Raw genomic sequence first — 23,549 nt, 5'->3', positions numbered from 1 at the left:
AGTTTTTAGACTAGTCGTTGGAGTCCGAATGATTGATATTTTAGGTCCAGAGAAGCGCAGACGGCGAAGTGTTCAGGAAAAAATCGCCCTTGTTCAGCAGAGTTTTGAGCCCGGAATGACCGTGTCGCTGGTCGCCCGTCAGCATGGCGTTGCTGCCAGTCAGCTGTTCCTGTGGCGTAAGCAGTATCAGGAAGGCAGCCTTACAGCCGTTGCCGCAGGAGAACAGGTTGTGCCCGCGTCGGAGCTGGCATCTGCGATGAAGCAAATTAAAGAGCTGCAGCGCCTGTTGGGCAAGAAAACCATGGAAAACGAGCTGCTAAAAGAAGCCGTTGAATATGGCCGACAAAAAAAGTGGATAGCGCACGTGCCCTTGTTGCCGGAGGATGGCGAATAAGCCTTGTCAGTCGTTGCCTCCGGGTCTCACGTGCGCAACTGCATGCCATGGCCCGTCGGTCGAAGGACTGGCAGGATCGTCGGTGCAAGCGCAAGCCTGATGATACTGACGCGCTGGCCCGTATCCATACCGTTATCGGCGATCTGCCCACCTATGGTTATCGTCGGGTATGGGCACTGCTGCGCAGACAATCAGAAACTGACGACATGGCGGTGATCAATGCCAAACGCGTATACCGCATCATGCGTCAGAATGCGCTGCTGCTTGAGCGTAAACCGGAAATACCGCCATCGAAGCGGGCGCATACAGGGAAAGTGGCCGTTGGAGAAAGTAACCAGCGGTGGTGCTCTGACGGCTTCGAGTTCAGCTGTGATAACGGTGAAAAACTGCGGGTCACGTTCGCTCTGGACTGTTGCGATCGCGAGGCACTTTACTGGGCGGCCAGTAACGGTGGATATGACAGTGAAACCGTGCAGGACGTCATGCTGGGTGCCGTGGAGCGTCGCTTCGGTAACAGCCTGCCGACATCCCCAGTTGAGTGGCTGACAGACAACGGTTCAGCCTACCGTTCTTATCAGACGCGTCAGTTCGCCAGAATGGTAGGACTGGAGCCTAAACATACGGCGGTACGTAGCCCGGAAAGCAACGGGATGGCAGAGAGCTTCGTGAAAACGATGAAGCGCGATTACATCAGCATCATGCCGAAACCCGACGGGTTAACAGCGGTAAAGAACCTTGCGGAGGCCTTCGAACATTACAACGAATGGCATCCGCATAGTGCACTGGGGTATCGTTCGCCACGGGAATATCTGCGGCGGCGAACCAGTAATGGGTTAAGTGATAAAAAGTGTATGGAAATATAGGGGCCAATCCAATGGGGCTTTACAGGAGTTCATCACATGTATATTGGCGTTGTAAATATCACATAGTCTGGACGCCTAAGTACCGTTTCAGGATCCTGAAAGATAAGTTGGGCAAGGAACTTTACAGGACAATCTACATTCTCTGCGGAATAAAGGATTGTGAGGTTCTGGAGCTAAATGTTCAGCCAGATCATGTACATCTGGTCGTAATAGTCCCGCCGAAAATCTCGATATCAACTCTAATGGGGCATCTGAAAGGTCGCAGCGCAATCAGACTCTACAATCGTTTCCCACACATAAGAAAGAAGCTATGGGGCAACCACTTTTGGTCACGTGGCTACTTTGTAGATACTGTCGGTGTGAACGAGGAAATTATCAGACGATATGTGAGGCATCAGGAGAAAACGGAACAAATACATGAACAGCAAATGGAATTGCTAGAGTAGTAAGCGGGAAGTGACAATAGCCCCCCTTACAGGGGGCATTCTCAAAAGCCACCTTCTAAGAAGGTGGTCTTTTACTGAGTTAAAACACTGTCAGAAGGTGGTCCAGCCTTCATCGCTGCTTTGTGTTTCACGCGGTAAAGCAGGCGCTTTCGCCGTTGGCGTGGCTTTGGGTTTTCCCGCTTTCGGTGCGCTTTTGGCTTCGTTTTGCTCCAGACGGAATGTTGCCACCAGTTCTTCCAGCAGACGCGCCTGTTCTTCCAGCGAACCTGCCGCTGAAGACGATTCGCTCACCAGCGCGGCGTTTTGTTGCGTGGTGCTGTCCAGCTCGCTCACTGCACGGGCAATCTGCTCAATACCACGGCTCTGCTCTTCCGACGCCGAGGAAATTTCACCCATGATATCGTTAACACGCGTTACCGATCGGACAACCTGGTCCATGGTTTCACCGGCTTTGGCCACCAACTCACTGCCGACATTGATACGGGAAACCGACTCGCTGATCAGTTGTTCAATATCTTTTGCCGCCTGCGAACTGCGCTGAGACAGGCTGCGCACTTCGCTGGCCACTACGGCGAAACCCCGGCCTTGTTCACCGGCACGCGCGGCTTCCACTGCGGCGTTCAGCGCCAGAATGTTCGTCTGGAACGCAATACTGTTAATCACTGCGGTGATATCAGCAATTTTGTTAGAGCTGCTGTGAATGTCGCCCATGGTATTCACCACTTCGCGCATTACCGTACCGCCTTCGCCGGCCGTCTGTGAGGCCTGCGCCGCAAGGCTGCTGGCGTTACGGGCGTTATCGGCGTTATTTTTCACCGTCGCGGTCAGCTCTTCCATGCTGGCTGCCGTTTCCACAACCGCTGCGGCCTGCTGTTCCGTACGGGAAGAGAGATCGGTATTGCCTTCGGCAATTTCGGTTGCCGCGCGGGAAACCTTCGTCACGCTGTTACGTACTTCGTGGATCATTTCACGCAGCGTGTCGTTCATCCGCCCCATTGCCCCGGTCAATTGCCCCAGTTCGTCGGTACTCTGCGCGCGAATTTGCGAGCTGAGATCGCCGCTGGCAATACGTTCCGCCAGTGCAAGGTTGCGGTCAATCGGACGGGTAATCTGGCGGATCACCCACCAGGAGACAATCACTCCGAGCAGAATGGCGATAGCGCCGATAATTGCGGCGATGGTACTGGAGCTATAGGCCAGCTCATCGTTGTGCGCTTTTACTAGCGTAATGATCTGCTTCAGCGCCGCGCTGCTGTTATCGCCACCGGTTTTAACATGATCTTCTGCGGTCTTGAGAGCCTGATAGGCGGTGAAATAGTTGCGGCTCAAATCGTGGTATTTAACGGTGTTATCCCATAAAGCCTGTAACAGCGCTTGCAGTTCGCCCGGCAGCTGGCTCGACAGCGCCTGAACACTTTTTTGCGTGTCGCTGAAATGGCGCTCCAGCGCATCGCTGCTCTCTTTGCCTGGGCTATAACGGACAACCAGCGCCGCTTCACGCACTGCGCTGATAGCGAATAATTGCTCATAAACTTGCGTCATCAGGCTCGGATCGGCAACCGGCGTACGCACGAGCGTGGTGTAGCTGGCGGCGAGATCTTCAGCAGCGAGTTTATCGAGCGCATCGCGAACGGCGTGAATATCACTGGTCGCTTTTTGCATCTCGCCAATGCTGCTCTGGAACTTCGCCAGATGATCGGCGACATCGTTGATGATCTGTTTTTCGTTGGTTGACCAGCTCATGTTGTCAGCGCTGGCCGTCAACTCTGAAGCGTGGCGAACGTAATCAGACATCACCTGACCGGATTTATCATCACCATAGAAATATTTCAGGCGGTTAATTTTTGCCTGAAACACTTCGATGTTGATGTTATACATCAGATTGGTTTTTTGATAGACGTCGCGGATTTCCTGAAAGCGCAACACACTGAGGACAGAAGCAACAGCAACCAGAAACAGAACTAACCCAAATCCTACCGACAGCTTTCTACTAATTTTTATATTGCTTAATCGTTGGTTAAATGACATTCCCCGACTCCTCGCTGGACACCAAATGTTAGCGCCTTACTACGCGCAAGAAAGGTTATCGGCAGGGAATGCGTGGATTTCAGGTATTAACTGGTCTTATAAGCGCAAAACGTGATATGGATGCGCCCCAATGACAAATTTTTGTCGGGAAGCATCCATGATTTAGGTTAAGTGATTGTATTTAAGAGAAATAGCTCAGCGATAAAATTGCTTATGAATAATGTTTGCGCCCTCATCGATGGCCCGCCATATTCCGCGTTCGCTGGCAAAAGCATCACCTTCTTCAAGTGCGGCTAATAAGTCTGAATAATCGTGGCTGCGTGTTAAATCATCCGAATGTGGATAAAGATAATTAAAACATGGGCCAATGCGTACCCATAATTGCTCAATCAATGCTGTCAATGTCGGCATACCTGCCTGCTGGTAAATCGAAAAGCGAAAAATCCGATTTGCCTGCAACATCTGCTCGGTATGGCCGCTTTTTAGTGTTTCGTGAAAAGCCGCAGCCAGCGCACGCAACTCCCTGATCCTCTCCGGGGTCATACTTTGACTGGCGGCACGGGCAGCCATCCCTTCAAGGTTTTTGCGTATCTGGTTGATTTCGTCATAGCGTTCAAGGCTGACCTCCGGCACTAAAAACGCCTGCGCCGGTGTGGCATGTAGCGCGCCTGCAGAGACCAAACGCAAAAGCGCTTCCCGTACCGGAGTAATACTGGTACCCAACTGATCTGCTATTTCTTTCGTGATAAGCCGCGCGCCAGGTTTTAGCGCGCCGATAATAAGCGCATTTTTCAGACTCGCCTCCACCTGCATAGTGAGGCTGGTTCGTTGCGCTTTCTCCAAATCAAGCATGTTTGCGTCCTGTATAATTTCTTATTTATTTTCAGCCTGGTAGCGTGTCCGTAATCATTCAAATATATTATATAAACATGCCTGGTATTGGATTGTCGCGTAAAAGATGTAGCTAATAATTAGTTATTATGCACAACTACCAGGAACCGCCTTCACAAGGTTATCAGTTCCTTATGCTTGTCTAATTAAAGACGTTTTTTCGGATTTTGCACAATTCTGACGGCGGTTTTTTTCGCCGCCATCAGTCTCTTAGCGTGATGGTCCAATTTGCACTACGACCTTGCCGAAATTTCGACCTTCCAGCATACCGATAAACGCCTCCGGCGCTTGCTCAAGACCTTCTGTTAGTTGTTCACGGTAGTGAATTATTTCCTGTTTTACCCATTTCCCCATTTCTTGCTGGAATTCGTTAATTCGGTGACCGTAATCCTGAGTAATAATAAATCCCTGCAACCGAATTCGTTTTTTAAGCAGCGTTGCCATTAATAACGGAATACGATCCGGGCCGTCAGGAAGTTCCGTGGCGTTATAACCGCTGACTAATCCGCAAAGCGGAATTCGCGCCCTGGTATTTAATAATGGCAGCACGGCATCAAAGACTTTGCCGCCAACATTTTCAAAATAGATATCGATCCCTTGCGGGCAGGCCCTCGCCAGTTGTTCGGCAAAATCTTCCGCGTGATGGTCGAGACAGAGATCAAAACCGAGTACCTCCACGGCATGACGGCACTTCTCTTTGCCCCCGGCGACCCCGACAACGCGACACCCCTTGATTTTACCGATCTGCCCGACCGTTGCGCCGACCGGGCCGGTTGCAGCGGCAACGACCAGCGTTTCCCCCGCTTTCGGCTGACCGATATCAAGCAGCCCCATATAGGCGGTAAAACCTGGCATACCGAGGATACCCAGCGACCATGAGGGATGCTGTGGATCTTTACCAAGGTTGATCACATCATCGCCGCTGGCGATGTCGTAATCCTGCCAGCCGCTGTAAGCCAGCACCCAATCGCCTTCGGCAAAATCCGGATGCAGTGAACTGACCACGCGGCTGACCGTCGCGCCACACATCACTTCGCCGATTTTTACCGGCGGCGAATAGGATGGCGCATCGCTCATACGACCGCGCATATAGGGATCTAACGAGAGGTAGACCGTTCGCAGTAACACCTGGCCTTCGCCGGGTGCCGCGATGTCATCCTCTTCAAGGCGGAAATTGTCGGTAACCGGGGCGCCATGTGGGCGAGAAGCCAGCACCCAACGGCGATTGCGGTGAGAAGATTGATTCATCGTGCTCTCCTGTGCATGAAAGACTAATTACTGATACTAGTCGTTTCCTGCCAGCAGCGCGTTAACATTATGTACCGGCGTGGTTGAGCCGCACCACCAGATAGCGGCAAGGTGCGCTGCTCTCGTTGATAAAACGGCAATCGTTCGGCGGCCCGAGTTCCAGGCAATCCCCGGCTTTCATTTCGTGCCGCGTATCGCCTTCAACAAACACCAACTCGCCTTCCTGCAACCAAATTAACTGCCGTGCTAACGCATAAGAAGAAGCGGGCATCGGAATATCGCTGCCCGCTGGCAGGTCGATTTGCACCAGATCGATAGGCAGATCGCTGCGCGGCGAAACGTGGCGGCGCAGGTAGTGGCTTTGCGGGTCGCTCCATACCGGCTGATCGGCGTAGCGCAGCAGCTTTCCTTCCTGCATTTCGGCGCGGGCAATCAGCGTTGACATGCTGATGCCGAATGCGCCGGAAAGCCGCGCCAGCAGCGCCGCCGTTGGGCTGCTCTCGCCGCGTTCGATTTTGTGGATCATCGCCCGCGAAACGCCCGCGCGTTCGGCCAGTTCGCTCAATGACCAGCCGCGGGATTCACGTTCTACACGAATTCTGGCACTGATCCGTTGATTTATATTGTCTGAGATAGTATTCATATCGTAATACTATAGTGTACAAATCTGAGGTTCAACCATGAATATTCGTTTTGCCGGGAAAGAAGATTGTGCCGCCATTGCAGAGATCTACAACCATGCGGTGGTGAACACTGCTGCCATCTGGAACGATCAAACGGTCGATGTAGGGAACCGTATTGCCTGGTATGAAGCGCGCGCCAAACTGGGTTATCCAGTGCTGGTCAGCGAAGAAAATGGCGTGGTCACCGGCTACTCTTCGTTTGGTGACTGGCGCGCCTTCGATGGTTTTCGCCACACCGTCGAGCACTCGGTGTATGTTCACCCCGAACATCAGGGCAAAGGCCTCGGGCTGGCGCTGATGGAACGCCTGATCGAAGAAGCCAGACGCATTGGTAAACATGTGATGGTGGCGGGCATTGAGTCGCAAAACCATGGCTCTATTCATCTGCACAGTAAACTGGGTTTTGTCACGACCGCGGAAATGCCGCAGGTCGGCACCAAGTTTGGTCGTTGGCTCGATTTAACCTTTATGCAGTTGCAGCTCGATAACCGTACCGATCCGGATGCTATCTAATGAACCAGTCGTTGACCCTCACCTTTCTGATCGCCGCCGGGATTGGCCTGGTGGTGCAAAACACGCTGATGGTGCGCATTACTCAGTCGGCCTCGACGATCCTTATCGCCATGCTGCTCAACTCGCTGGTGGGTATTGTGCTGTTTGTCTCGATTTTGCTGTTCAGGCACGGAATGAGCGGGTTTCAGGAACTGTACGCCAGCGTGAAGTGGTGGACATTAATTCCCGGTTTGCTGGGTTCGTTTTTTGTCTTCGCCAGCATCAGCGGTTATCAGTACGTTGGCGCGGCAACGACCATTGCAGTTCTGGTGGCAAGCCAGCTGATTGGCGGACTGGTGATGGATGTGGTGAGGAGTCAGGGGATCGCGCTGCGGGCGCTGATTGGCCCGGTATGCGGCGCGGTGCTACTGGTGATTGGCGCCTGGCTGGTGGCCAGACGCCAGTTCTGATCACAGGATTGAGCCACCTTTAGTGAGCTGGTCTCGGCGCGCTTCCATATCTTCTTTATGCTGGCGGCCGTGATGCGCAATCGCCGTTCGCAGGCGCTGCTGCTGCGCATAGCGCTCTTCCCGGCTTAGCGCGGCGTCATCGCTGAGTTCAACCAGTAATTCGTTCATCCCGATAATAACGCTCTGTTCAATGGCCGCATCAACGCGCGCGACAACCTCATCCAGATGTGACATATCCACTCCTTTAATTCAATTTCACTTTCGAGAAATCACTGCCCATCAGGCTGACCTGATAACCGGTCACATTACTGCGCGTGGCGTAGAAGGTTTTGCCATTCGCCAGCGCAATCCACGGCGCCTGCTGGTAGAAGATATCCTGCGCCTGTTCGTACAGTTTGGCGCGGGCCGCCGGATCGCTGACCACTTTGGCTTTCTGCACCAGCGCATCATAGCCTTTATCGCACCAGCGCGCGGCGTTGGCGCCGTTTTTGATGCTGTTGCAGCCCAGCAGCGTATCGGCGAAGTTATCCGGGTCGCCATTATCCGACATCCAGCCGAACAGAGCCGTATCGTGCTCGCCTTTACGCATTCCGGCCAGATACTCCCCCCACTCGAAAGAGACAATCTTCGCTTTCACGCCCACTTTCGCCCAGTCGCTCTGGATCATCTCGGCGATACGGCGCGAGTTCGGGTTATACGGACGTTGTACCGGCATTGACCACAGTGTGGCTTCAAAGCCTTTCTCCAGGCCCGCCTGTTTCAGCAGCGCTTTGGCTTTTTCCGGATCGTAGCTGTAATCCTTCAGATCTTTGTTATAGCCCAGCATATTGGGCGGCAGCGGCGATTTCGCCACGCTGCCGGAGCCGAGGAACACGGCGTTAACGATCGCCTGCTTATCGGTGGCATAGTTCAGCGCCTGACGCACCAGTACGTTATCAAACGGTTTTTTCTCGGTGTTAAATGCCAGATAACCGACGTTCAGCGCATCAATGGTATGCAGCGTCAAATCTTTGTTGTTTTTTATCTGATCAAACTGCACCGGTGACGGCGCCGGAATGATCTGGCACTCGTTGGTTTGCAGTTTCGCCAGGCGTGTCTGCACATCCGGGGTGATAGAGAAAATCAGGTGTTTGGTTGGTACCGGGCCTTCCCAGTAGTTCGGGTTGGCAAGATAACGGATTTGCGCATCGGTTTTGTATTGCTGCAACACATAAGGGCCGGTACCGATTGGCCAGTTGTCGACGTTTTCCGGCGTGCCTTTTTTCAGCATCGCATCGGCGTATTCCGCTGAGAGAATAGAGGCGAAATCCATCCCCCAGTCGGCAAGAAATGCGGCGTTCGGTTCGTTCAGCACAAACTGGACGTGGTAATCGTCTACCTTTTTCACCTCTTTAATCAGCTTATCAAGGCCGACATCGGTGAAGTATTCGTAATTACCCCGCGAAACATTGTGATACGGGTGTTTCGCGTCCATTTGCCGCATAACGGAGAAAATCACGTCATCGGCGTTGAAATCGCGCGTCGGTTTAAAATATTTATTGCTGTTGAATTTTACCCCCTGGCGCAGCGTAAACGTCCAGGTCTTGCCATCTTCCGACACTTTCCACTCCGTCGCCAGCGACGGAATCGGGGTATTTTTCACCGGATCGAAGGTGACCAGGCGGTTATAAAGCACCTGCGAGCTGGCAACAAAAGTCGGCCCGGAACTGGCAATTTGCGGGTTAAAGGATTCAGGCGACGCTTCGGAGCAGTAGACGATGGTGTCGTTAGACGCGGCCCATGCCGCACTTGCCGGTAACAGTGTGCTCAGCGCGAGGGCGAGCAGCGTTTTCCCTGTAGACATTATCAGGAACCTTCTTATTTATATGGAGTAGTAATCTCAGCACAGCTCAGGTGAACTGGCAAATGGTGATTCTCTATCAGGTTATGCTAAAGCAGTTGATTTCGCTGAAATATCAACCATCATTACGATTAAAATTTATCTTAAATAATTATCGCGGCGTCAAGTCTGATTGATGTCATCTATGCATCGAGAATTCAATGGTTTTGCAGTCTCCTCTTCCTTTTACTGGCGACAAGTTTGCGTATAGTAGACGCGTAAAGAAGCCTATGGGATGAAAACGTGGCAAAAACTCTCTTACGCAGCGGCGATCTGGATGATTTCCAGGCCGTGGGCGGCGGCGGTCAGGCCGTATTTGATTCGGCATTACAAATTCGTGAAGCACTGCGCCTGCGCAAACAGCAGGCGCTGGTTGACTGTCTGGCAATACCCCAGGTTAATGATGAAGGCGATCGTGTCGACTGGTATTCACCCATCGACGGTCGCTCGGTTTCGTGGAAAGCCGCCGACGAAGAGGCGCGAAGCCGCGCCCGCGAGCACCTCGAAAATACCCTCGACAGCGCTTATGCCCTGAGCCGCAAATGCCTGCAATCGCAGAAAACAGCGCAGCAGCTGTTTGGCTCGCTGCTGGAGAAAGCGCTGCAATTTCCCGGTGAAAATCACGTTTTCCTCGTCGATGGCAAACCGGTCATCACCTTCTGGGGGTTCGTCAACCTCAATGAAAGCGCACGTGAAAATGTGCTCGACTGTCTGCGCGAACCGGAACCCGAAGTGCCGGAAATCACCATGTTGCCGGAACCGGAGCCAGAAGAAGAGCCTGCCGTTGAAGTCACCTTCAGCCAGGCGGATGCGCCGCTGTTAAGCACGCCGCCGGAAATCAAATTGCAGCCAGAACCGGTTGAAGAACCGCCTGTGCAGGCCGCGCCGATGCCAGAACCCGCTCCGGTTGCCGCCACGCCTGCGAAAAAACGCCGTCGCTACGGTCTGTGGGCGCTGCCGGTTGCTGCCGCAGTCGCGGCGGCTATTGCCACCCCGCTGCTGCTGAAGCAACAAGAAGTTCCGGCTCCCGCGCCGGTGATTGCAAAAGCTGAACCTGTCGAAATTGCGCCGCCCGCCATGCAGGCCGCGCCAATTCCTGCGCTGACGGCGAAGCTGCCACTGCACCAGGCGGAAGTCTCCGCCCCTGCCGAAACCGTAGCCGAGAAACCCGCCGCGAAAGAGCCGGTGGTGATTTCCGCCATCCCGAAAGGCGCGCTGGTGATGGATGCTGTCGAGGTGAAAATCGGTTCAACCAAATTCCTTAACGGTAACTGGCGCGTTGATCTGGATGTCAAAGATCCCGTGACCGGCAAAGCGCCAGCGGTGCGTTATCAAATCCAGAACAACAAAGGGTCGGCGCGCATTGTTCACGGTAAGAACATTACCTGCCGCGCAGATCTCTTCTCTGGCCTGCACGAAACCGGCGAACTGTTGATTAAAAGTCGCGGTAACGCGCGGTGTAGCGACGGTACCCGTTACCCGATGCCGGACATTTCCTGTAAAGCAGGCAGCAACGACGTAGCCGAGTGCAGCGCACGTTTTGACGCCAAAACCACCGTTCCGGTGACGTTCAGAAAAACAGGTGACTGAGTTTATGCTGGTTAATCTTTGCGACTACAAACAGAGCGTGACGCTGATTGCCAACAGCGGCGTGCAGTTTCTTGATTTTGGCGTGACGCCGCAGGATTCGGCCAACAGCGGCCGATTTGTACGTAAAACGGCCAATGGCCCACTGCTGCGGCTCGATTTTGATGTAGTGAATGAGCGCTATACCCTGCCGAACCGCGATGGCGGTCAGCCGGAAGTGGTCAAGCCGGAAAGTACCCACGCGTTGCAGTATTCGCTGTCGATCCTTGATGGCGTCTGGCTGCCGGTGCCTTTTTTGCGCTTTAACCCGCCGCGTACTTTTGTTGAAGGGCCGGATAACTGGGCGCGGGTGCAGATCCGTAAATTGAGCGAACCGGACAGCGCAGGCAACACGCACCGTATCGCGCTGGCGCTCGACAGCCAGATCAACGACAACTCTCCGGCTTCTCTGGCGCCGCAGGAGAACGATATCCTTAACGGCACGCGCTTTGCGCTGGCCTGGCATGATGATGAAGTCGCCGATTTCCTCGATCAAACCTGGGTTGACGGCTGGCTGCGGGAAGCCTTCTTACATTACATTTCGCAGCATGAAAGCCGCAGCGAGCGTGAGATCACGCAGGCGCTGCGCGGTTTTGAATACCAGGCGCACTGGCTGAACCTGATGACCCTGCTCGGCTCACAATTGCAGGTCCCGGAAGTCAAAATTGTCACCCACACGCTGAGCACTCCGGCGATTCCGGTTGATCTGATCCTCGATGTCGGTAACACCCACACTTGCGGCGTGATCATTGAAGATCATGGCGATGCCAATGATGGTTTGCGCCAGACGGCAGAGTTGCAGGTGCGATCGCTCAGCGAGCCGCAATTCCTTAACGAACCGTTATTTACCAGCCGCCTGGAGTTTTCGGAAGCGCGTTTTGGTAAGCAGCACTTCTCGGTGGAGAGTGGGCGCGAAGATGCATTCATCTGGCCGTCGATTGTGCGTGTCGGTGATGAAGCGCGCAAACTGGCGATGCAGCGCGTCGGGACTGAAGGCAACAGCGGGATCTCCAGCCCGCGACGTTATCTGTGGGATGAAACCCCGGTGTTGCAGGACTGGCGTTTTAGCCAGATGAACAGCAAAACGCAGCGCGAACCGCTGGCCACCGCTTTCCCGCTGATGAACCTGATGAATGATGAGGGCCAGCCGCTCTACAGCCTGCCGCTGGATGAGCGTTTGCCGGTCTTTTCGCCGCAGTACAGCCGCAGCACCCTGATGACCCATATGCTGTGCGAATTGCTGTCGCAGGCGCTGGGGCAAATCAACAGCGTGGCAACGCGTTTACGCCTCGGCTTCCCGGCTTCTCCGCGCCAGTTGCGCACCATTATTTTGACTTTGCCTTCCGCGATGCCGAAGCAGGAGCGTGAAATCTTCCGCCGCCGCATGTTTGAAGCGATCGCGCTGGTGTGGAAAGCAATGGGCTGGCATCCGCAGGATGAAGATTTTGCCGACCGCAAGCAGCAGGAAAAAAGCGTGGTGCCGGTGCCGCATATTCAGATGGAGTGGGATGAAGCGAGCTGCGGACAACTGGTATGGCTGTATAACGAAGCGATCTCCCGTTTTGCCGGGCAGACGGAAACCTTCTTTGCCTCCCTCGCCCGCCCGGATCGCGCCGAAGCGCCCGGCGCGGTGAAAGGCCGTTCGCTGCGCGTTGCCTCTGTTGATATTGGCGGCGGTACCACCGATATGGCGATCACCCATTATCAGCTTGATGATGGCACCGGCAGCAACGTCAAAATCACCCCGCAGTTGCTGTTTCGTGAAGGCTTTAAAGTGGCGGGTGATGACATTCTGCTGGATGTCATCCAGCGCTGCGTGCTGCCTGCACTGCAAACGCAGATGCAAAAAGCGGGCATCAGCGATGCGGCGGCGATTATGGCGACGCTGTTTGGCGACTCCGGGCGTATTGATACGCAGGCGGTTTTGCGCCAGCAGACCACGCTGCAACTGTTTATGCCGATCGGTCACGCAATCCTTGCCGCCTGGGAAGAGAGCGATATCAACGATCCGCTGGCCGGATTGCATGCGACCTTCGGTGAATTGCTCAAGCAGCAGCCGACGCGCAATGTGATGAATTATCTGCGCCAGGCAATCGATCATGCGTTGCCGTCCGGCTCGGCGGAGTTCGACGTGCTTTCCGTACCGTTGCAGGTCAATTTCCGCGAATTGCAGGATGCTATGCTGAACGGGCAATTTACGCTTACCGCCCCGCTGCATGCGGTGTGCGAAGCCATTTCCCACTACAGTTGCGACGTGCTGCTGATCACCGGCCGTCCTGGCTGCCTGCCGGGCGTGCAGGCGCTGATCCGCCATTTGCAGCCAGTGCCGGTTAACCGCATGATCTGGCTGGATAAATATCGCGTGCATGAGTGGTATCCCTTCAGCCAGCAGGGCAAAATCGGTAACCCGAAATCAACAGCGGCGGTCGGTGCGATGCTGTGCAGCCTGGCGCTGGATCTGCGTCTGCCGCGCTTTAACTTTAAGGCGGCTGACATTGGCGCTTATTCCACCGTACGTTACCTCGGTGTACTGGATAACGTGGTGAACACGTTACGCGACGAAAACATCTGGTATCACGATATCGATCTCGATAAACCGGGCGCCAAGCTGGATGCGAAGCTGCACTTCCCGCTGCGCGGCAATGTGACGCTGGGTTTCCGTCAGTTAGCTAACGCCCGCTGGCCCGCCACGCCGCTCTATACGCTGAGCATTAACTCGCAGGATCTGGCGAAAACCATCGCCGGCGATGGCGTGTTAAACGTGCGTCTGGCCTTTAGCGGCGGCAACAAACATCACGGCCCGGAATCCTTCACGCTGAGTGAAGCCTGGTTGCAGGACGGAACGCCGGTGCCTGCCGACGCGTTAACTTTTAAATTGAATACGCTGGCCGACCGCCGCCATAGCGGTAGTCACTACTGGATCGACAGCGGGAGTGTGTATCTGAAATGAGTGCGAGCGTAAACACCACCCAGGCGTTGAGCGCATGGATTAACGAGAACCGGACACTTTCACCGCTACTGGATGATGATGCCGATGCGCTGCTGGCGCGCCTGAATGCGGCCGCAGCCGGAGAAACCGCGCTGCGCGACGCCGTTAACGCGCCCTGCACCATCGGTCTGTATGGTCATTCGCAGGCGGCAAAAGCTCATCTGCTCGCCGCGCTGTGCGGCAGCGGCAACGGGCGGCTGGATGTGCGTCCGGGCGATAAAACGCTGGATTACTTTACCCATATCAATCCGGGTCACGCGCTGACCAGCATGGCGCTGCGTTTCAGCCCGGATCACTCGCCGATGGACGACAGCTTTCCACTCTGCTTGCGCATTATCAGCGAAGCTGAACTGGTGCAGTTGTTTATTGCCCATACTCAGCAGCAGCCGGAATTACGCGCGGCAGACAAAGCGGTGATCGAAAGCCGGGTCGCGAAATGGCGCACCCTGCGCCAGCCGAATCCGGTACCGGGGATCACCGCCGAAGAGATTGGCGGCATTGCCCGTTTCTGGCGCTCGGTAGTGCCTTCATCGCAGCAGCAAATGGACGATGCTTTGTGGTATCAGTTCGCCAGCCTGCTGCCGCAACTGGATCTCAGCGCGCGAGCCAGCGCCTGGTCGTTATTATGGGGCGAGCAACACGAACTGACGCAGCAGTGGTTGGCGCTGGCGCACACCCTGCACCAGACCGGCAATGCCAGCGAACTGGCCGCGCCGTTAAGCGTTCTGGTCGATAGCTTCGCCCTGCCGACTGACGGATTTTTAACGCCAGCGGAACCCGGCAGCGAAGAGATTCATGATGAAGTGGTGGTGCATCCATGGGCCAACGAGCAACGGCTCAATGCGGTCAGTATTCCACTGGCGACGCTGGCGCTGATCACCCGCGAACTGGTGCTGCCGGTGGAAAACAGCGTGCTGCCGTCAGTGGATATTCTCGATATCCCGGTGCCCGGCCCGCAGGACGGCCAACCGCTGTGGCGCAGCAAATGCCGCTGGCTGCTGGAGAGCTATCGCCAGCGCTTACAGCCGGACGTGCTGATGATCTGTAACGCCACGCTGGAGCGTTCGACCACCGCCGCCACTGCCCGCGCCCTGCTCAACTGGGTAAAAGAGACACAATCGGGCCAGGAAGCGGCGCTGCCGGGTCTGGTCTGGGCAATTACGCCACAAGATGCGCGTTTTACGCTGGCGCAGAACCTGGATGAAGCGGTCCAGCAGTTGATCGGCAAACCGGGACAACACTGGGGCACGTTGCAGGCGCTGGATGCCAGTAGTCTGCAACGCCTGCTGGCATGGTTAGCGCAGGCCACCGCGCCGGATCTGCGTCAACAGCGTTTAAAAGCGCTGGCAGAGCGCCATCAACATGCGCTGCGCGAACTGCTGCAAACATGGCTTGTCAGCCCGGAGAAGGACGCGGCCACTCAGCGCACCCGCGCTGAAGCTGTCGTGCGCGAATTGCAGGGGCAGGCTTCCCGTCACGGTGAATTGCTGGAAGGTTTGCAGCCGGATATGCAGCAGTTCGACACGCTGTGGAAAGTCCAACAGCCGCGCGAAGAGAAAGTCAGCGGTTTGTTTAATGATGCAATCGATCTGTTTGCCGAATCACCGGACAACACGGAACAGCAACCGCAAAGTAAAGATGTCGGTCAGCAGGCACATGCGCTGTGGGTTAACCATGTCCGCCAGTGGAGCCGCAACGACGACAACGCCGTGCGCCTTGGGCTCAGCCCGACAGCCCTGCGCCAGATGGCGGAAATTGTAATTGTCAGCAGCTACCGCCTGAATCTGCCGGAACAGCTGCAAGCCATCATGCAGCGTGATACTGCCTGCGCCGCACAGCTGCACGCTGCGATTGGCAACTTTGTCGCCTGGCTCGGTTATGCATCGGTGGCGGAAGCCGAGCGTCCGGCCAGCCGCGTGCAGAAAGATCGTGCCATTTTCGCCACCGGTTCGGCGGAGGCGAGCAATACGCGCCTGACACGACTGAGCGAGCAACCGGTTCACGCCGCCACCCGTTATGTTTACGACTGGCTGGTTGCGCTCTATCACCGGGCAACGGAAAACATTGGCTACCGCCACCCGCTGGATGTCACTCCGGCGGCGCGCAAGAAGCTGAAATCTTTACTGCCATAAGCTAAAACGGATGCAGCATAAACAGAAACCCGGCCGGTTTTGCGCGCCGGGTTTTTTTATTCGTGTTCAGTAATAAAGCGATTTAGCGTCTGCGCCAGCGCGGCGGGCTGCTCCCACGACATCGAATGCCCCGCATCGGCAATCACCTGTACCGGGATCCCCTGTTTCCGTACCGCCTCTTCGTCTTTATCCGGCAGTGAAAGCGCGCCAAAGATCAGCGTTTTTGGCCGAGGGAAATCGACAAACAGCGTCATCCATGTTGGCTCAATACCGTCGACCAGGCTTTTCGCCCCGCGCCAGACCGCCCACGGCGCATTACTTTGCAGGCATCCGGCCCACGCGGTTTTCTCCTGCGCCAGCATTGCCGCGTAACCGCTGGTGACAAACCCCGCTTCATCCTGGCTGGCAATCTCACGGCTGAACATACCGCCGCCGGGATAGAAATTGGGTTCCGATACCGCCAGCCCGTTCACGCGCGCGGCTATCTGCGCTGCCACCTCAATGGCAATGCTGCCGCCCATGCTGTGGCCGTAGAGCCAGAAAGCCTGCAAATCAAGCTTATTCAGCAGCTCCACCACCACTTTCGCCTGATCGCTGGTGCGATAGGAGAAACTCGCTGGACGTTCGCTGTAACCGCTGCCGGGTAAATCGATAAGGATGGCGCGCCTGCCGCCAAATGCGGGATCGGCGACCACGCGCGGGTATTCAAACGATGATGCGCAGCCCAGCCCGTGGATAAACACCAGCGGATCGCCGTGCCCCGGCAGATCGTGCCAACGCACCTGCCCCTGAGCATAACGTGAATAGAATGTGTTCATGAGGTTTCCCTTTCATTGGATTACTGTGATTATATACAGTATTTCGATAAAAAGGAGAGATCGCGATCAAAAGAGTGAAAACAGTAACGCGACCGGAAAGCTGATGGGCCAGGTCGCACCGATGAGTATCGCGCTGAGGAGCCGGACTTTGCGGTTGTCGCGGGCCAGAAAGTACGTTGCCACGCCGGACAGTACCGCCATCACAGCGTAGAAGATCAGCATTTTTGTGTAGAGTTCCAACGTATGCCTCCTGTCCTTAGGTAAACATTCAGCTAACATGTTGCCCTAATTTTCAATAAGGTATCGCTTTATCTGTCACGCTTTAAGATCAGAAAATCGAGAACAACAACGCCACGGGAAAACTCATGGGCCAGGTGGAGCCGACCAGAAAGGCGCTCAGCAAGCGAATACGTTTACGGTCATGTGAAAGGAACCAGGTAATCAGTGCGCAAATCAGCGCCATCACTGCGTAGAAAACCAACATTTTTTGATATAACGACATAACAAACATTAACCAGTAAGTAACAAAACGTGCGCAATATGCTCTAATTATTGATATTTATCAAGTTTAATTACGTTTGTAACAATCCTGGCTATCAGTAATTTTGATTTAACTTACTGAAGAATGTAAAAAAGCCGGGATTTTACCCGGCCTGTCACTTTTACGGCTGCTGGCGCTCGCGCCAGGCTTTCACCTGCTCTTTACTGACATCATCAGGATAACAAAGTGGCGAATAGCCTCCCTGTTTGCTCCAGGCGCTGCGCCTGCCGCACGCACTGCCGTTGCGCGCCTGATTGTACGGGCAGGCGCAGGGTCCGGGATATTGCGCAATGGATTCCGCAATGATCGCTTTTTTAACCTGCGCATCGGACAGCGCCTGCGTTCTGGCAACCCCTTCTGTTGCGCCCAGTAATGAGATCGCAACAACCATCCCCCACATCATCGAACGAATTCGCATTTTTGTTATCCTGGAAAAGGTAGGAATATGCAGATTATTATTCTCACCACCTGTGAATATTGATTAAACACAAATTACGCTGACCCTTTTCTTTTTTATAGTGAGATTTAACTTAAGTCTGAATTTAAGGCCGGCAGCATTAACGTAAGCATCGGGAAATGAATCGCCACGGATAATCTAGACACTTCCGAGCCGTTGATAATACTGGTTTTCATATTCTGTCGGTGACATCTGTTCGCTAGAACCATGCCGACGCTTACTGTTATAAAACATTTCGATGTAATCAAAAATATCACTGCGGGCTTCTTCCCGCGTTCCGTAGATCTTTTTCTTTATCCGTTCACGTTTCAACAACTGGAAAAAACTTTCTGCAACCGCATTATCATGGCAGTTACCGCGACGGCTCATGCTACCCTCCAGGCCGTGTGATTTCAGGAACGACTGCCACTCATGGCTTGTGTACTGACTGCCCTGATCCGAATGAACCAGCACCTGTTTTTCGGGATTACGCCGCCATACAGCCATCAGCAGTGCGTTCAGGACAATGTCCTTTGTCATCCGGGATTGCATGGACCAGCCGATAATTTTGCGTGAGAACAGATCAACAACAACGGCAAGATACAGCCAGCCTTCGTGGGTCCTGATGTAGGTTATGTCCGTTACCCAACGCTCATCAGGAGCATCCGGATTGAACTGTCGCTGGAGCCTGTTGGGTGACACGATACTGGCCTCGCCTTTACGTGCCCGCGGGCTTCGGTATCCGACCTGAGCCTTTATTCCGACACGTTTCATCAGTCTCCAGACTCTGTTTACTCCGCACTGTTGCCCGCTGTCACGCAGATCCAGATGGATTTTGCGATAACCATAGACGCATCCCGACTCCAGCCAGAACTGTTTAATCTGTCCTGTCAGTCTCAGGTCTGCCTGATGGCGTTGTGAATGCGGCTGCTGAAGCCAGGCGTAAAAACCACTGGGATGAACATCCAGCACCCGACAGAGCAGGCGAACAGGCCAGCAACAGGAGTTGTCACGGATAAAGGCGTACCTCAGTCGGACAGCTTTGCGAAGTACGCCGCGGCTTTTTTTAATATGTCCCGTTCGTCGGTAACCCGTTTCAGCTCTTTCTGGAGACGGCGGATCTCGGCCTGAGCATCTGACTGTTCTTTATTAGTGGAAGAATCCGGACCGTACTTCTTTATCCAGGCATAAAGGCTGTGGGTGGTGATATCGAGACGTGTTGCAACGCTGGCAACAGAATAACCGCGATCAACAACCTGTTTGACTGCTTCAGTTTTAAACTCTTCGGGATAACGCTTACCGCTCATGGGCACCTCTCTTTAAGCCATCTTAAATGACTCTGAGGTGTCTGTTAAACCCGTGGCGATTCAACATTTGTCGGCGCACAATCTTCTCTGATATTGTTTCTCTGCAAGGAATACTTCGGATCAAACAAGGTAAGGTTATGCAGAAATATGACGACCTGTGGCAAGCCATAGAAGTTCGGGTGCGTGAAAACAATGACATAACGCACATCGATATGACCACTGACACACCGCGCGGACAGGCAGCTCGCCAGCGCATCGCGCAGATTTTTATCCTTGAATACCTGCTTGCGCGCCACCGCGAGAAGTACGCCTGCAGTTTTGTTCCGTTGGCAGGCGAAGAAGCGCTTTATCATTTGATTTTTAAACGCACTGGCTGGAAACCCTTTGAAGTAAAACAGTTATCCTTTATTGATACGCTGTTTGTACTGGCAGAATTATTCCGTGATGAAAACTTGCCAGCGGAAGTTCGCGCTGTTATTCGTTCTCAGGGTGTAAAAGAAGAGTCCTACCCGACCTATGATTTTTCAGAGAAAGATTGGGCACCGCGCGAGAATGAAGCGTTTTTAAAACGATAAGCAGACAAATTAATTAAATAATTAAATAAAAAAGGGCTCACTCCGGAGCCCTTTTTTTAATTTAATGATACTGAGGCAATTTCACTGCTGGAAAGATTTTCCACGCGCGCAAAATAAAACTCTTCGCCTTCGCAGTAGTAGGTTTCGATGGGTAACAAACCGGTTTGTGCCCCACCACTACCGCTGCCAGTAGCCCATGAGACGGCGGTTTCGCTATCATCGACCGTCAAAAGCTCAGACGCGCCCCCGGGTACGAGCACGACCACGATTTTACTCATTATGGGTTTTCCCCTGCCTGTTTTTTATAAAAAAGCCAGTCATTATCTTCTGTCGCAATGACTGTCTATTGTCGAACCGATGACACTCATATGACGGGCAGAGGAAATGCTGGTGCGCGGTATTATTTGATTGAGATATTTCGCCACTCCGCTGATGGCTGAATATTATTAAATCAGTTTTTTATGAATAACAACACAGATAATTTACCTATGAGATTTGCCTCATGATTCATAAGGTTTTTTAAAAGCCTTCCATGGCTTTATTTAGCGATTAATGTTTGATCATTACGTGACGAACAACCGTGTAATCTTCCAGCCCATACAGCGACATATCTTTGCCATAACCAGAGAGTTTCTGCCCGCCGTGCGGCATTTCGCTGACCAGCATAAAGTGGGTGTTCACCCAGGTGCAGCCATATTGCAGACGCGCACTTAAGCGATGCGCCCGCCCGACATCACGCGTCCAGACTGATGATGCCAGACCGTACTGTGAGTCATTCGCCCAGCCCAGCACCTGCTCTTCATCATCAAACACCGTTACGCTGACCACCGGGCCAAACACTTCACGCTGCACAATGGCATCTTCCTGTTTCGCCCCGGCCAGCAAGGTTGGCTGATAGTAATAGCCTGCGCCCTCGCCCTTTTTCCCGCCGGTGACCACGCTGATGTGGCTCAGCGCTTTTGCCTCTTCAACCGCTTTACTGACACGCGCCAGATGAGCGGCAGAACTCAGCGGCCCCAGTTCGGTACTTTCCTCTTCCGGCGCTCCCATTTTCAGGCTGGCGACGGCGGCACCCAGTTTTTCTACCAGCGCATCGTAGATCCCTTTTTGCGCGTAAATCCGGCATGCCGCGGTGCAATCTTGCCCGGCGTTATAAAAACCAAAGGTGCGCACACCTTCTACCACAGCGTCGAGATCGGCATCATCAAACACAATCACCGGCGCTTTGCCGCCCAGTTCCATGTGGGTACGCTTAATTGACGATGCGGTATGACCAATAATGTGTTCGCCGGTGGCGATCGAACCGGTGAGCGACACCATACGCACTTTTTCGTGGCCGGTTAACGGATCGCCAACCGTCTGACCACGGCCAAACAGCACATTCAGCACGCCAGCCGGGAAGATATCTTTCGCCAGTTCGGCCAGTTTCAGCGCCGTCAGCGGGGTAATTTCCGACGGTTTGATCACCACGCAGTTACCCGCCGCCAGCGCCGGGCCCAGTTTCCATGCCGCCATCATCAACGGGTAGTTCCACGGTGCAATGGAAGCCACCACACCCAGCGGATCGCGGCGGATCATCGACGTATGCCCTTCCAGATACTCCCCGGCCGCCAGCCCGTTCAGGCAGCGCGCCGCTCCGGCGAAGAAACGGAATACATCTACCACCGCCGGAATTTCATCATTCAGCACGCAGTGGTAGGGTTTGCCGCAGTTGAGGGATTCCAGCTGCGCGAAGGTTTCGGCGTTGTCTTCAATCACCTGCGCCAGTTGCAGCAGGCATTCGGCCCGCGCTTTCGGCGTGGTTTGCCCCCAACTGGCAAAAGCCCGATCGGCGGCCTGCACCGCCGCATCGACCTGCGCGGCGGAAGCTTCGGCGATCTCCAGCAACACCTCGCCGGTGGCCGGATTGTAAACAGCCTGTTTCTCGCCTTCGCCGTTAACCAGTTCTCCATTGATAAACAAGTGATGTTGCATAGTTCTGTCCTTCAGCTTGGTGTGTTATTTGCCGGTTCCGGCAACGGTGTCGGTATCACGTGTCAGCCACCAGGCACCGAGAATAGGTAGCATCGTCACCAGCATCACCAGCAGCGCCACCACATTGGTCACCGGCACATCGCGCGGGCGCCCTAACTGGTTCAGCAGCCACAACGGCAGAGTGCGCTCATGGCCTGCGGTAAAGGTGGTGACGATGATTTCGTCAAACGACAGCGCAAACGCCAGCATCCCCCCGGCCAGTAGCGCCGAACCGAGATTCGGCAGCACCACATAGCGAAAGGTCTGCCAGCTGTTGGCGCCCAGATCCATTGAAGCTTCCACCAGGCTCCACGAGGTGCGCCGGAAACGGGCGATGACGTTGTTAAATACCACCACCACGCAGAACGTCGCGTGCCCGACGACAATGGTGAAAAAACCCGGCTCCAGATTGACCGCTTTGAAGGCGGTCAGCAGAGCCAGCCCGGTAATGATCCCTGGCAACGCGATCGGCAACAGCAGCAACAGCGAGATTGCACTCTTGCCAAAAAACTCGCTGCGCCACAAGGCCATTGCAGCAAGTGTGCCAAGAATCAAAGCGATAGCCGTTGCCAGCGCCGCTATCTGGAGTGACAGCGTCACTGCATCAAGAATATCCCCGCGTGCTGCCGCAACGCTGAACCAGCGCAGCGTAAAGCCCTGCGGTGGAAAACTGAACGCCGCGTCCTCGGTATTGAAAGCATAGATGGCAATGATCAATAGCGGGAAATGGAGAAAGATAACGCCGCCCCAGGCAGCGACTTTGAGAAAAAACGGTGCGCGGTCAGAGTGCATCGAATGCTCCCAGACGTTTCACGAACGCCAGATAAAGGGCAATCAACACGATGGGCACCAGCGTAAAGGCGGCAGCCATCGGCATATTGCCAATCGCGCCCTGCTGCGCATAGACCATGTTGCCAATGAAGTAACCCGGCGGCCCCACCAGTTGCGGCACGATAAAATCGCCCAGCGTCAGCGAGAAAGTGAAAATCGACCCGGCCGCCACACCCGGAATTGCCAGCGGCAACACCACATAGCGGAAGGTCTGGCGCGGATGCGCGCCCAAATCGGCGGATGCCTGCAACAGCGAGGGCGGCAGCCGTTCCAGCGCCGCCTGAATCGGTAAAATCATAAACGGCAGCCAGATATAGACGAACACCAGAAAGCGCCCCAGCCCGGACGTGGAGAGCGTATTGCCGCCGACGGCGGGCAGCGTCAGAAAGGCGGTTAACAGCGGCTCCAGCCCCAGATGGCTTAAAAACCACTGTGCCACGCCATCTTTTGCCAGCAACAGCGTCCACGCATAGGCTTTGACGATATAACTGGCCCACATCGGCAACATCACGGCGATATAGAAAAATGCCTTCCATTTTCCCCGCGCATAACGCGCCATATACCACGCCATCGGGAATGCGAGGATGGCGCTCGCCACGGTGACGGTAATCGCCATCATCAGCGTGCGCACGATGATGTCGTAATTCGCCGGGTTGAACAGCGCTTGCAGGTTGGCGAGCGTTAAATCCGGCGTCACCGACATGGTGAAGTCATCGAAGGTGTAAAAGCCCTGCCACAGCAGTGTTAGCAGCGAACCCAAATAGACAATGCCGAACCACATCAGTGGCCCCAGTAACAAGAGCAGCAGCCCAAGCAGCGGTTTGCGCCATAACACCCCGCTCAGGCTGGCACGCCGCCGGGCGGTTAACGGAATACTCATGGCCATT

23 protein-coding genes are annotated in these 23,549 nt (G+C 54.5%); 8 read left to right on the top strand and 15 right to left on the bottom strand.

The features are described 5' to 3' along the window. The first annotated feature begins 28 nt into the window (after window positions 1-28). Both Y71_RS13165 and tnpA read left to right on the top strand, forming a co-directional pair. Window positions 29-1,257, top strand: a protein-coding gene (locus Y71_RS13165) for an IS3-like element ISEc36 family transposase (protein WP_172745716.1) whose coding sequence is annotated in 2 segments (ribosomal slippage) — window positions 29-344 and window positions 344-1,257 — 1,230 coding nt in all. Because the reading frame shifts where the segments join, the coding sequence is not laid out codon by codon here. Between the two features lie 11 nt (window positions 1,258-1,268). Then, window positions 1,269-1,703 carry an IS200/IS605 family transposase gene (gene tnpA / locus Y71_RS13160; protein WP_007369221.1) on the top strand — a complete coding sequence of 145 codons (435 nt, stop codon included), beginning with the start codon at window positions 1,269-1,271 and terminating at the stop codon, window positions 1,701-1,703. A gap of 90 nt (window positions 1,704-1,793) precedes the next feature. Here the strand turns inward: tnpA and Y71_RS13155 are convergent, their stop codons facing one another. From Y71_RS13155 to Y71_RS13140, 4 genes are all read right to left on the bottom strand, one after another. Beyond that, window positions 1,794-3,731: a methyl-accepting chemotaxis protein gene (locus tag Y71_RS13155; protein ID WP_007372110.1), complete on the bottom strand. Its 1,938-nt coding sequence runs from the start codon at window positions 3,729-3,731 to the stop codon at window positions 1,794-1,796. Window positions 3,732-3,926: 195 nt separating this feature from the next. Then, complete coding sequence (locus Y71_RS13150; protein ID WP_007372109.1) at window positions 3,927-4,583, bottom strand: GntR family transcriptional regulator; 657 nt, start codon at window positions 4,581-4,583, stop codon at window positions 3,927-3,929. A 249-nt stretch (window positions 4,584-4,832) separates the two neighbouring features. Next, complete coding sequence (gene curA, locus Y71_RS13145) at window positions 4,833-5,870, bottom strand: NADPH-dependent curcumin/dihydrocurcumin reductase (protein ID WP_007372108.1); 1,038 nt, start codon at window positions 5,868-5,870, stop codon at window positions 4,833-4,835. Window positions 5,871-5,937: 67 nt separating this feature from the next. Beyond that, on the bottom strand, window positions 5,938-6,513 hold the full coding sequence (locus tag Y71_RS13140) for a helix-turn-helix domain-containing protein (protein WP_007372107.1): 576 nt from the start codon (window positions 6,511-6,513) through the stop codon (window positions 5,938-5,940). 37 nt (window positions 6,514-6,550) lie between these two features. On the opposite strand from Y71_RS13140, the gene Y71_RS13135 reads away from it, so the two are divergent. After that, a complete protein-coding gene (locus Y71_RS13135) occupies window positions 6,551-7,066 on the top strand; it encodes a GNAT family N-acetyltransferase (protein ID WP_007372106.1) in 516 nt (171 codons plus the stop codon). Continuing rightward, window positions 7,066-7,515 carry a DMT family transporter gene (locus Y71_RS13130; RefSeq protein WP_007372105.1) on the top strand — a complete coding sequence of 150 codons (450 nt, stop codon included), beginning with the start codon at window positions 7,066-7,068 and terminating at the stop codon, window positions 7,513-7,515. The genes Y71_RS13135 and Y71_RS13130 overlap by 1 nt, the downstream gene beginning before the upstream one ends. Here the strand turns inward: Y71_RS13130 and Y71_RS13125 are convergent, their stop codons facing one another. Both Y71_RS13125 and Y71_RS13120 read right to left on the bottom strand, forming a co-directional pair. Next, a complete protein-coding gene (locus tag Y71_RS13125) occupies window positions 7,516-7,749 on the bottom strand; it encodes a YdcY family protein (protein ID WP_007372104.1) in 234 nt (77 codons plus the stop codon). A 10-nt stretch (window positions 7,750-7,759) separates the two neighbouring features. Next, window positions 7,760-9,358, bottom strand: a complete 1,599-nt coding sequence (locus tag Y71_RS13120; protein ID WP_007372103.1) for an ABC transporter substrate-binding protein — start codon at window positions 9,356-9,358, stop codon at window positions 7,760-7,762. Window positions 9,359-9,637: 279 nt separating this feature from the next. Here Y71_RS13120 and Y71_RS13115 point away from each other — a divergent pair, with 279 nt between their 5' ends. Genes Y71_RS13115 through Y71_RS13105 form a run of 3 tightly spaced genes read left to right on the top strand, consistent with a single transcriptional unit; the run spans window position 9,638 to window position 16,141 of the window. Further along, a complete protein-coding gene (locus Y71_RS13115) occupies window positions 9,638-10,984 on the top strand; it encodes an SrfA family protein (RefSeq protein WP_007372101.1) in 1,347 nt (448 codons plus the stop codon). 4 nt (window positions 10,985-10,988) lie between these two features. Next, entirely contained in the window at window positions 10,989-13,970 is a 2,982-nt protein-coding gene (locus Y71_RS13110; RefSeq protein WP_007372100.1) for a virulence factor SrfB, read from the top strand. Next, on the top strand, window positions 13,967-16,141 hold the full coding sequence (locus Y71_RS13105) for a virulence factor SrfC family protein (protein ID WP_007372099.1): 2,175 nt from the start codon (window positions 13,967-13,969) through the stop codon (window positions 16,139-16,141). The genes Y71_RS13110 and Y71_RS13105 overlap by 4 nt, the downstream gene beginning before the upstream one ends. 56 nt (window positions 16,142-16,197) lie before the next feature. Here Y71_RS13105 and Y71_RS13100 read toward each other — a convergent pair whose 3' ends face one another. The 5 genes from Y71_RS13100 to Y71_RS13080 form a co-directional block, all read right to left on the bottom strand. Continuing rightward, complete coding sequence (locus Y71_RS13100) at window positions 16,198-16,959, bottom strand: alpha/beta fold hydrolase (protein WP_007372098.1); 762 nt, start codon at window positions 16,957-16,959, stop codon at window positions 16,198-16,200. 66 nt (window positions 16,960-17,025) lie between these two features. Then, window positions 17,026-17,199: a GhoT/OrtT family toxin gene (locus tag Y71_RS13095; RefSeq protein WP_007372097.1), complete on the bottom strand. Its 174-nt coding sequence runs from the start codon at window positions 17,197-17,199 to the stop codon at window positions 17,026-17,028. A gap of 88 nt (window positions 17,200-17,287) precedes the next feature. Continuing rightward, window positions 17,288-17,461, bottom strand: coding sequence for a GhoT/OrtT family toxin (locus Y71_RS13090; protein WP_064569008.1), 174 nt, complete (start codon window positions 17,459-17,461; stop codon window positions 17,288-17,290). A 160-nt stretch (window positions 17,462-17,621) separates the two neighbouring features. Then, window positions 17,622-17,891, bottom strand: coding sequence for a hypothetical protein (locus Y71_RS13085; RefSeq protein ID WP_227136866.1), 270 nt, complete (start codon window positions 17,889-17,891; stop codon window positions 17,622-17,624). A gap of 204 nt (window positions 17,892-18,095) precedes the next feature. Continuing rightward, window positions 18,096-19,243 (bottom strand): IS3 family transposase gene (locus Y71_RS13080; protein ID WP_085949497.1). Its coding sequence is split into 2 segments (ribosomal slippage): window positions 18,096-19,006 and window positions 19,006-19,243, totalling 1,149 coding nucleotides; the frame shifts between segments, so codons are not numbered across the junction. A gap of 137 nt (window positions 19,244-19,380) precedes the next feature. Here Y71_RS13080 and Y71_RS13075 point away from each other — a divergent pair. Further along, window positions 19,381-19,818, top strand: a complete 438-nt coding sequence (locus Y71_RS13075; protein ID WP_007372093.1) for an ECs1072 family phage-associated protein — start codon at window positions 19,381-19,383, stop codon at window positions 19,816-19,818. Between the two features lie 56 nt (window positions 19,819-19,874). On the opposite strand, the gene Y71_RS13070 is transcribed toward Y71_RS13075, so the two are convergent. The 4 genes from Y71_RS13070 to Y71_RS13055 form a co-directional block, all read right to left on the bottom strand. Beyond that, complete coding sequence (locus Y71_RS13070) at window positions 19,875-20,096, bottom strand: hypothetical protein (protein ID WP_035942268.1); 222 nt, start codon at window positions 20,094-20,096, stop codon at window positions 19,875-19,877. A gap of 271 nt (window positions 20,097-20,367) precedes the next feature. Continuing rightward, on the bottom strand, window positions 20,368-21,792 hold the full coding sequence (gene patD, locus Y71_RS13065) for an aminobutyraldehyde dehydrogenase (protein WP_007372091.1): 1,425 nt from the start codon (window positions 21,790-21,792) through the stop codon (window positions 20,368-20,370). 24 nt (window positions 21,793-21,816) lie between these two features. Beyond that, window positions 21,817-22,623, bottom strand: coding sequence for an ABC transporter permease (locus Y71_RS13060; RefSeq protein WP_007372090.1), 807 nt, complete (start codon window positions 22,621-22,623; stop codon window positions 21,817-21,819). Then, entirely contained in the window at window positions 22,613-23,548 is a 936-nt protein-coding gene (locus tag Y71_RS13055; protein WP_007372089.1) for an ABC transporter permease, read from the bottom strand. Before Y71_RS13055 ends, Y71_RS13060 begins: the two co-directional genes overlap by 11 nt. Window position 23,549: the final 1 nt, after the last annotated feature.

The organism is Kosakonia radicincitans DSM 16656 (assembly GCF_000280495.2).
GTDB lineage: Bacteria > Pseudomonadota > Gammaproteobacteria > Enterobacterales > Enterobacteriaceae > Kosakonia > Kosakonia radicincitans.
Note: the sequence above shows the minus strand (reverse complement) of the source record. Positions and strands in the feature narration are given on the sequence as shown.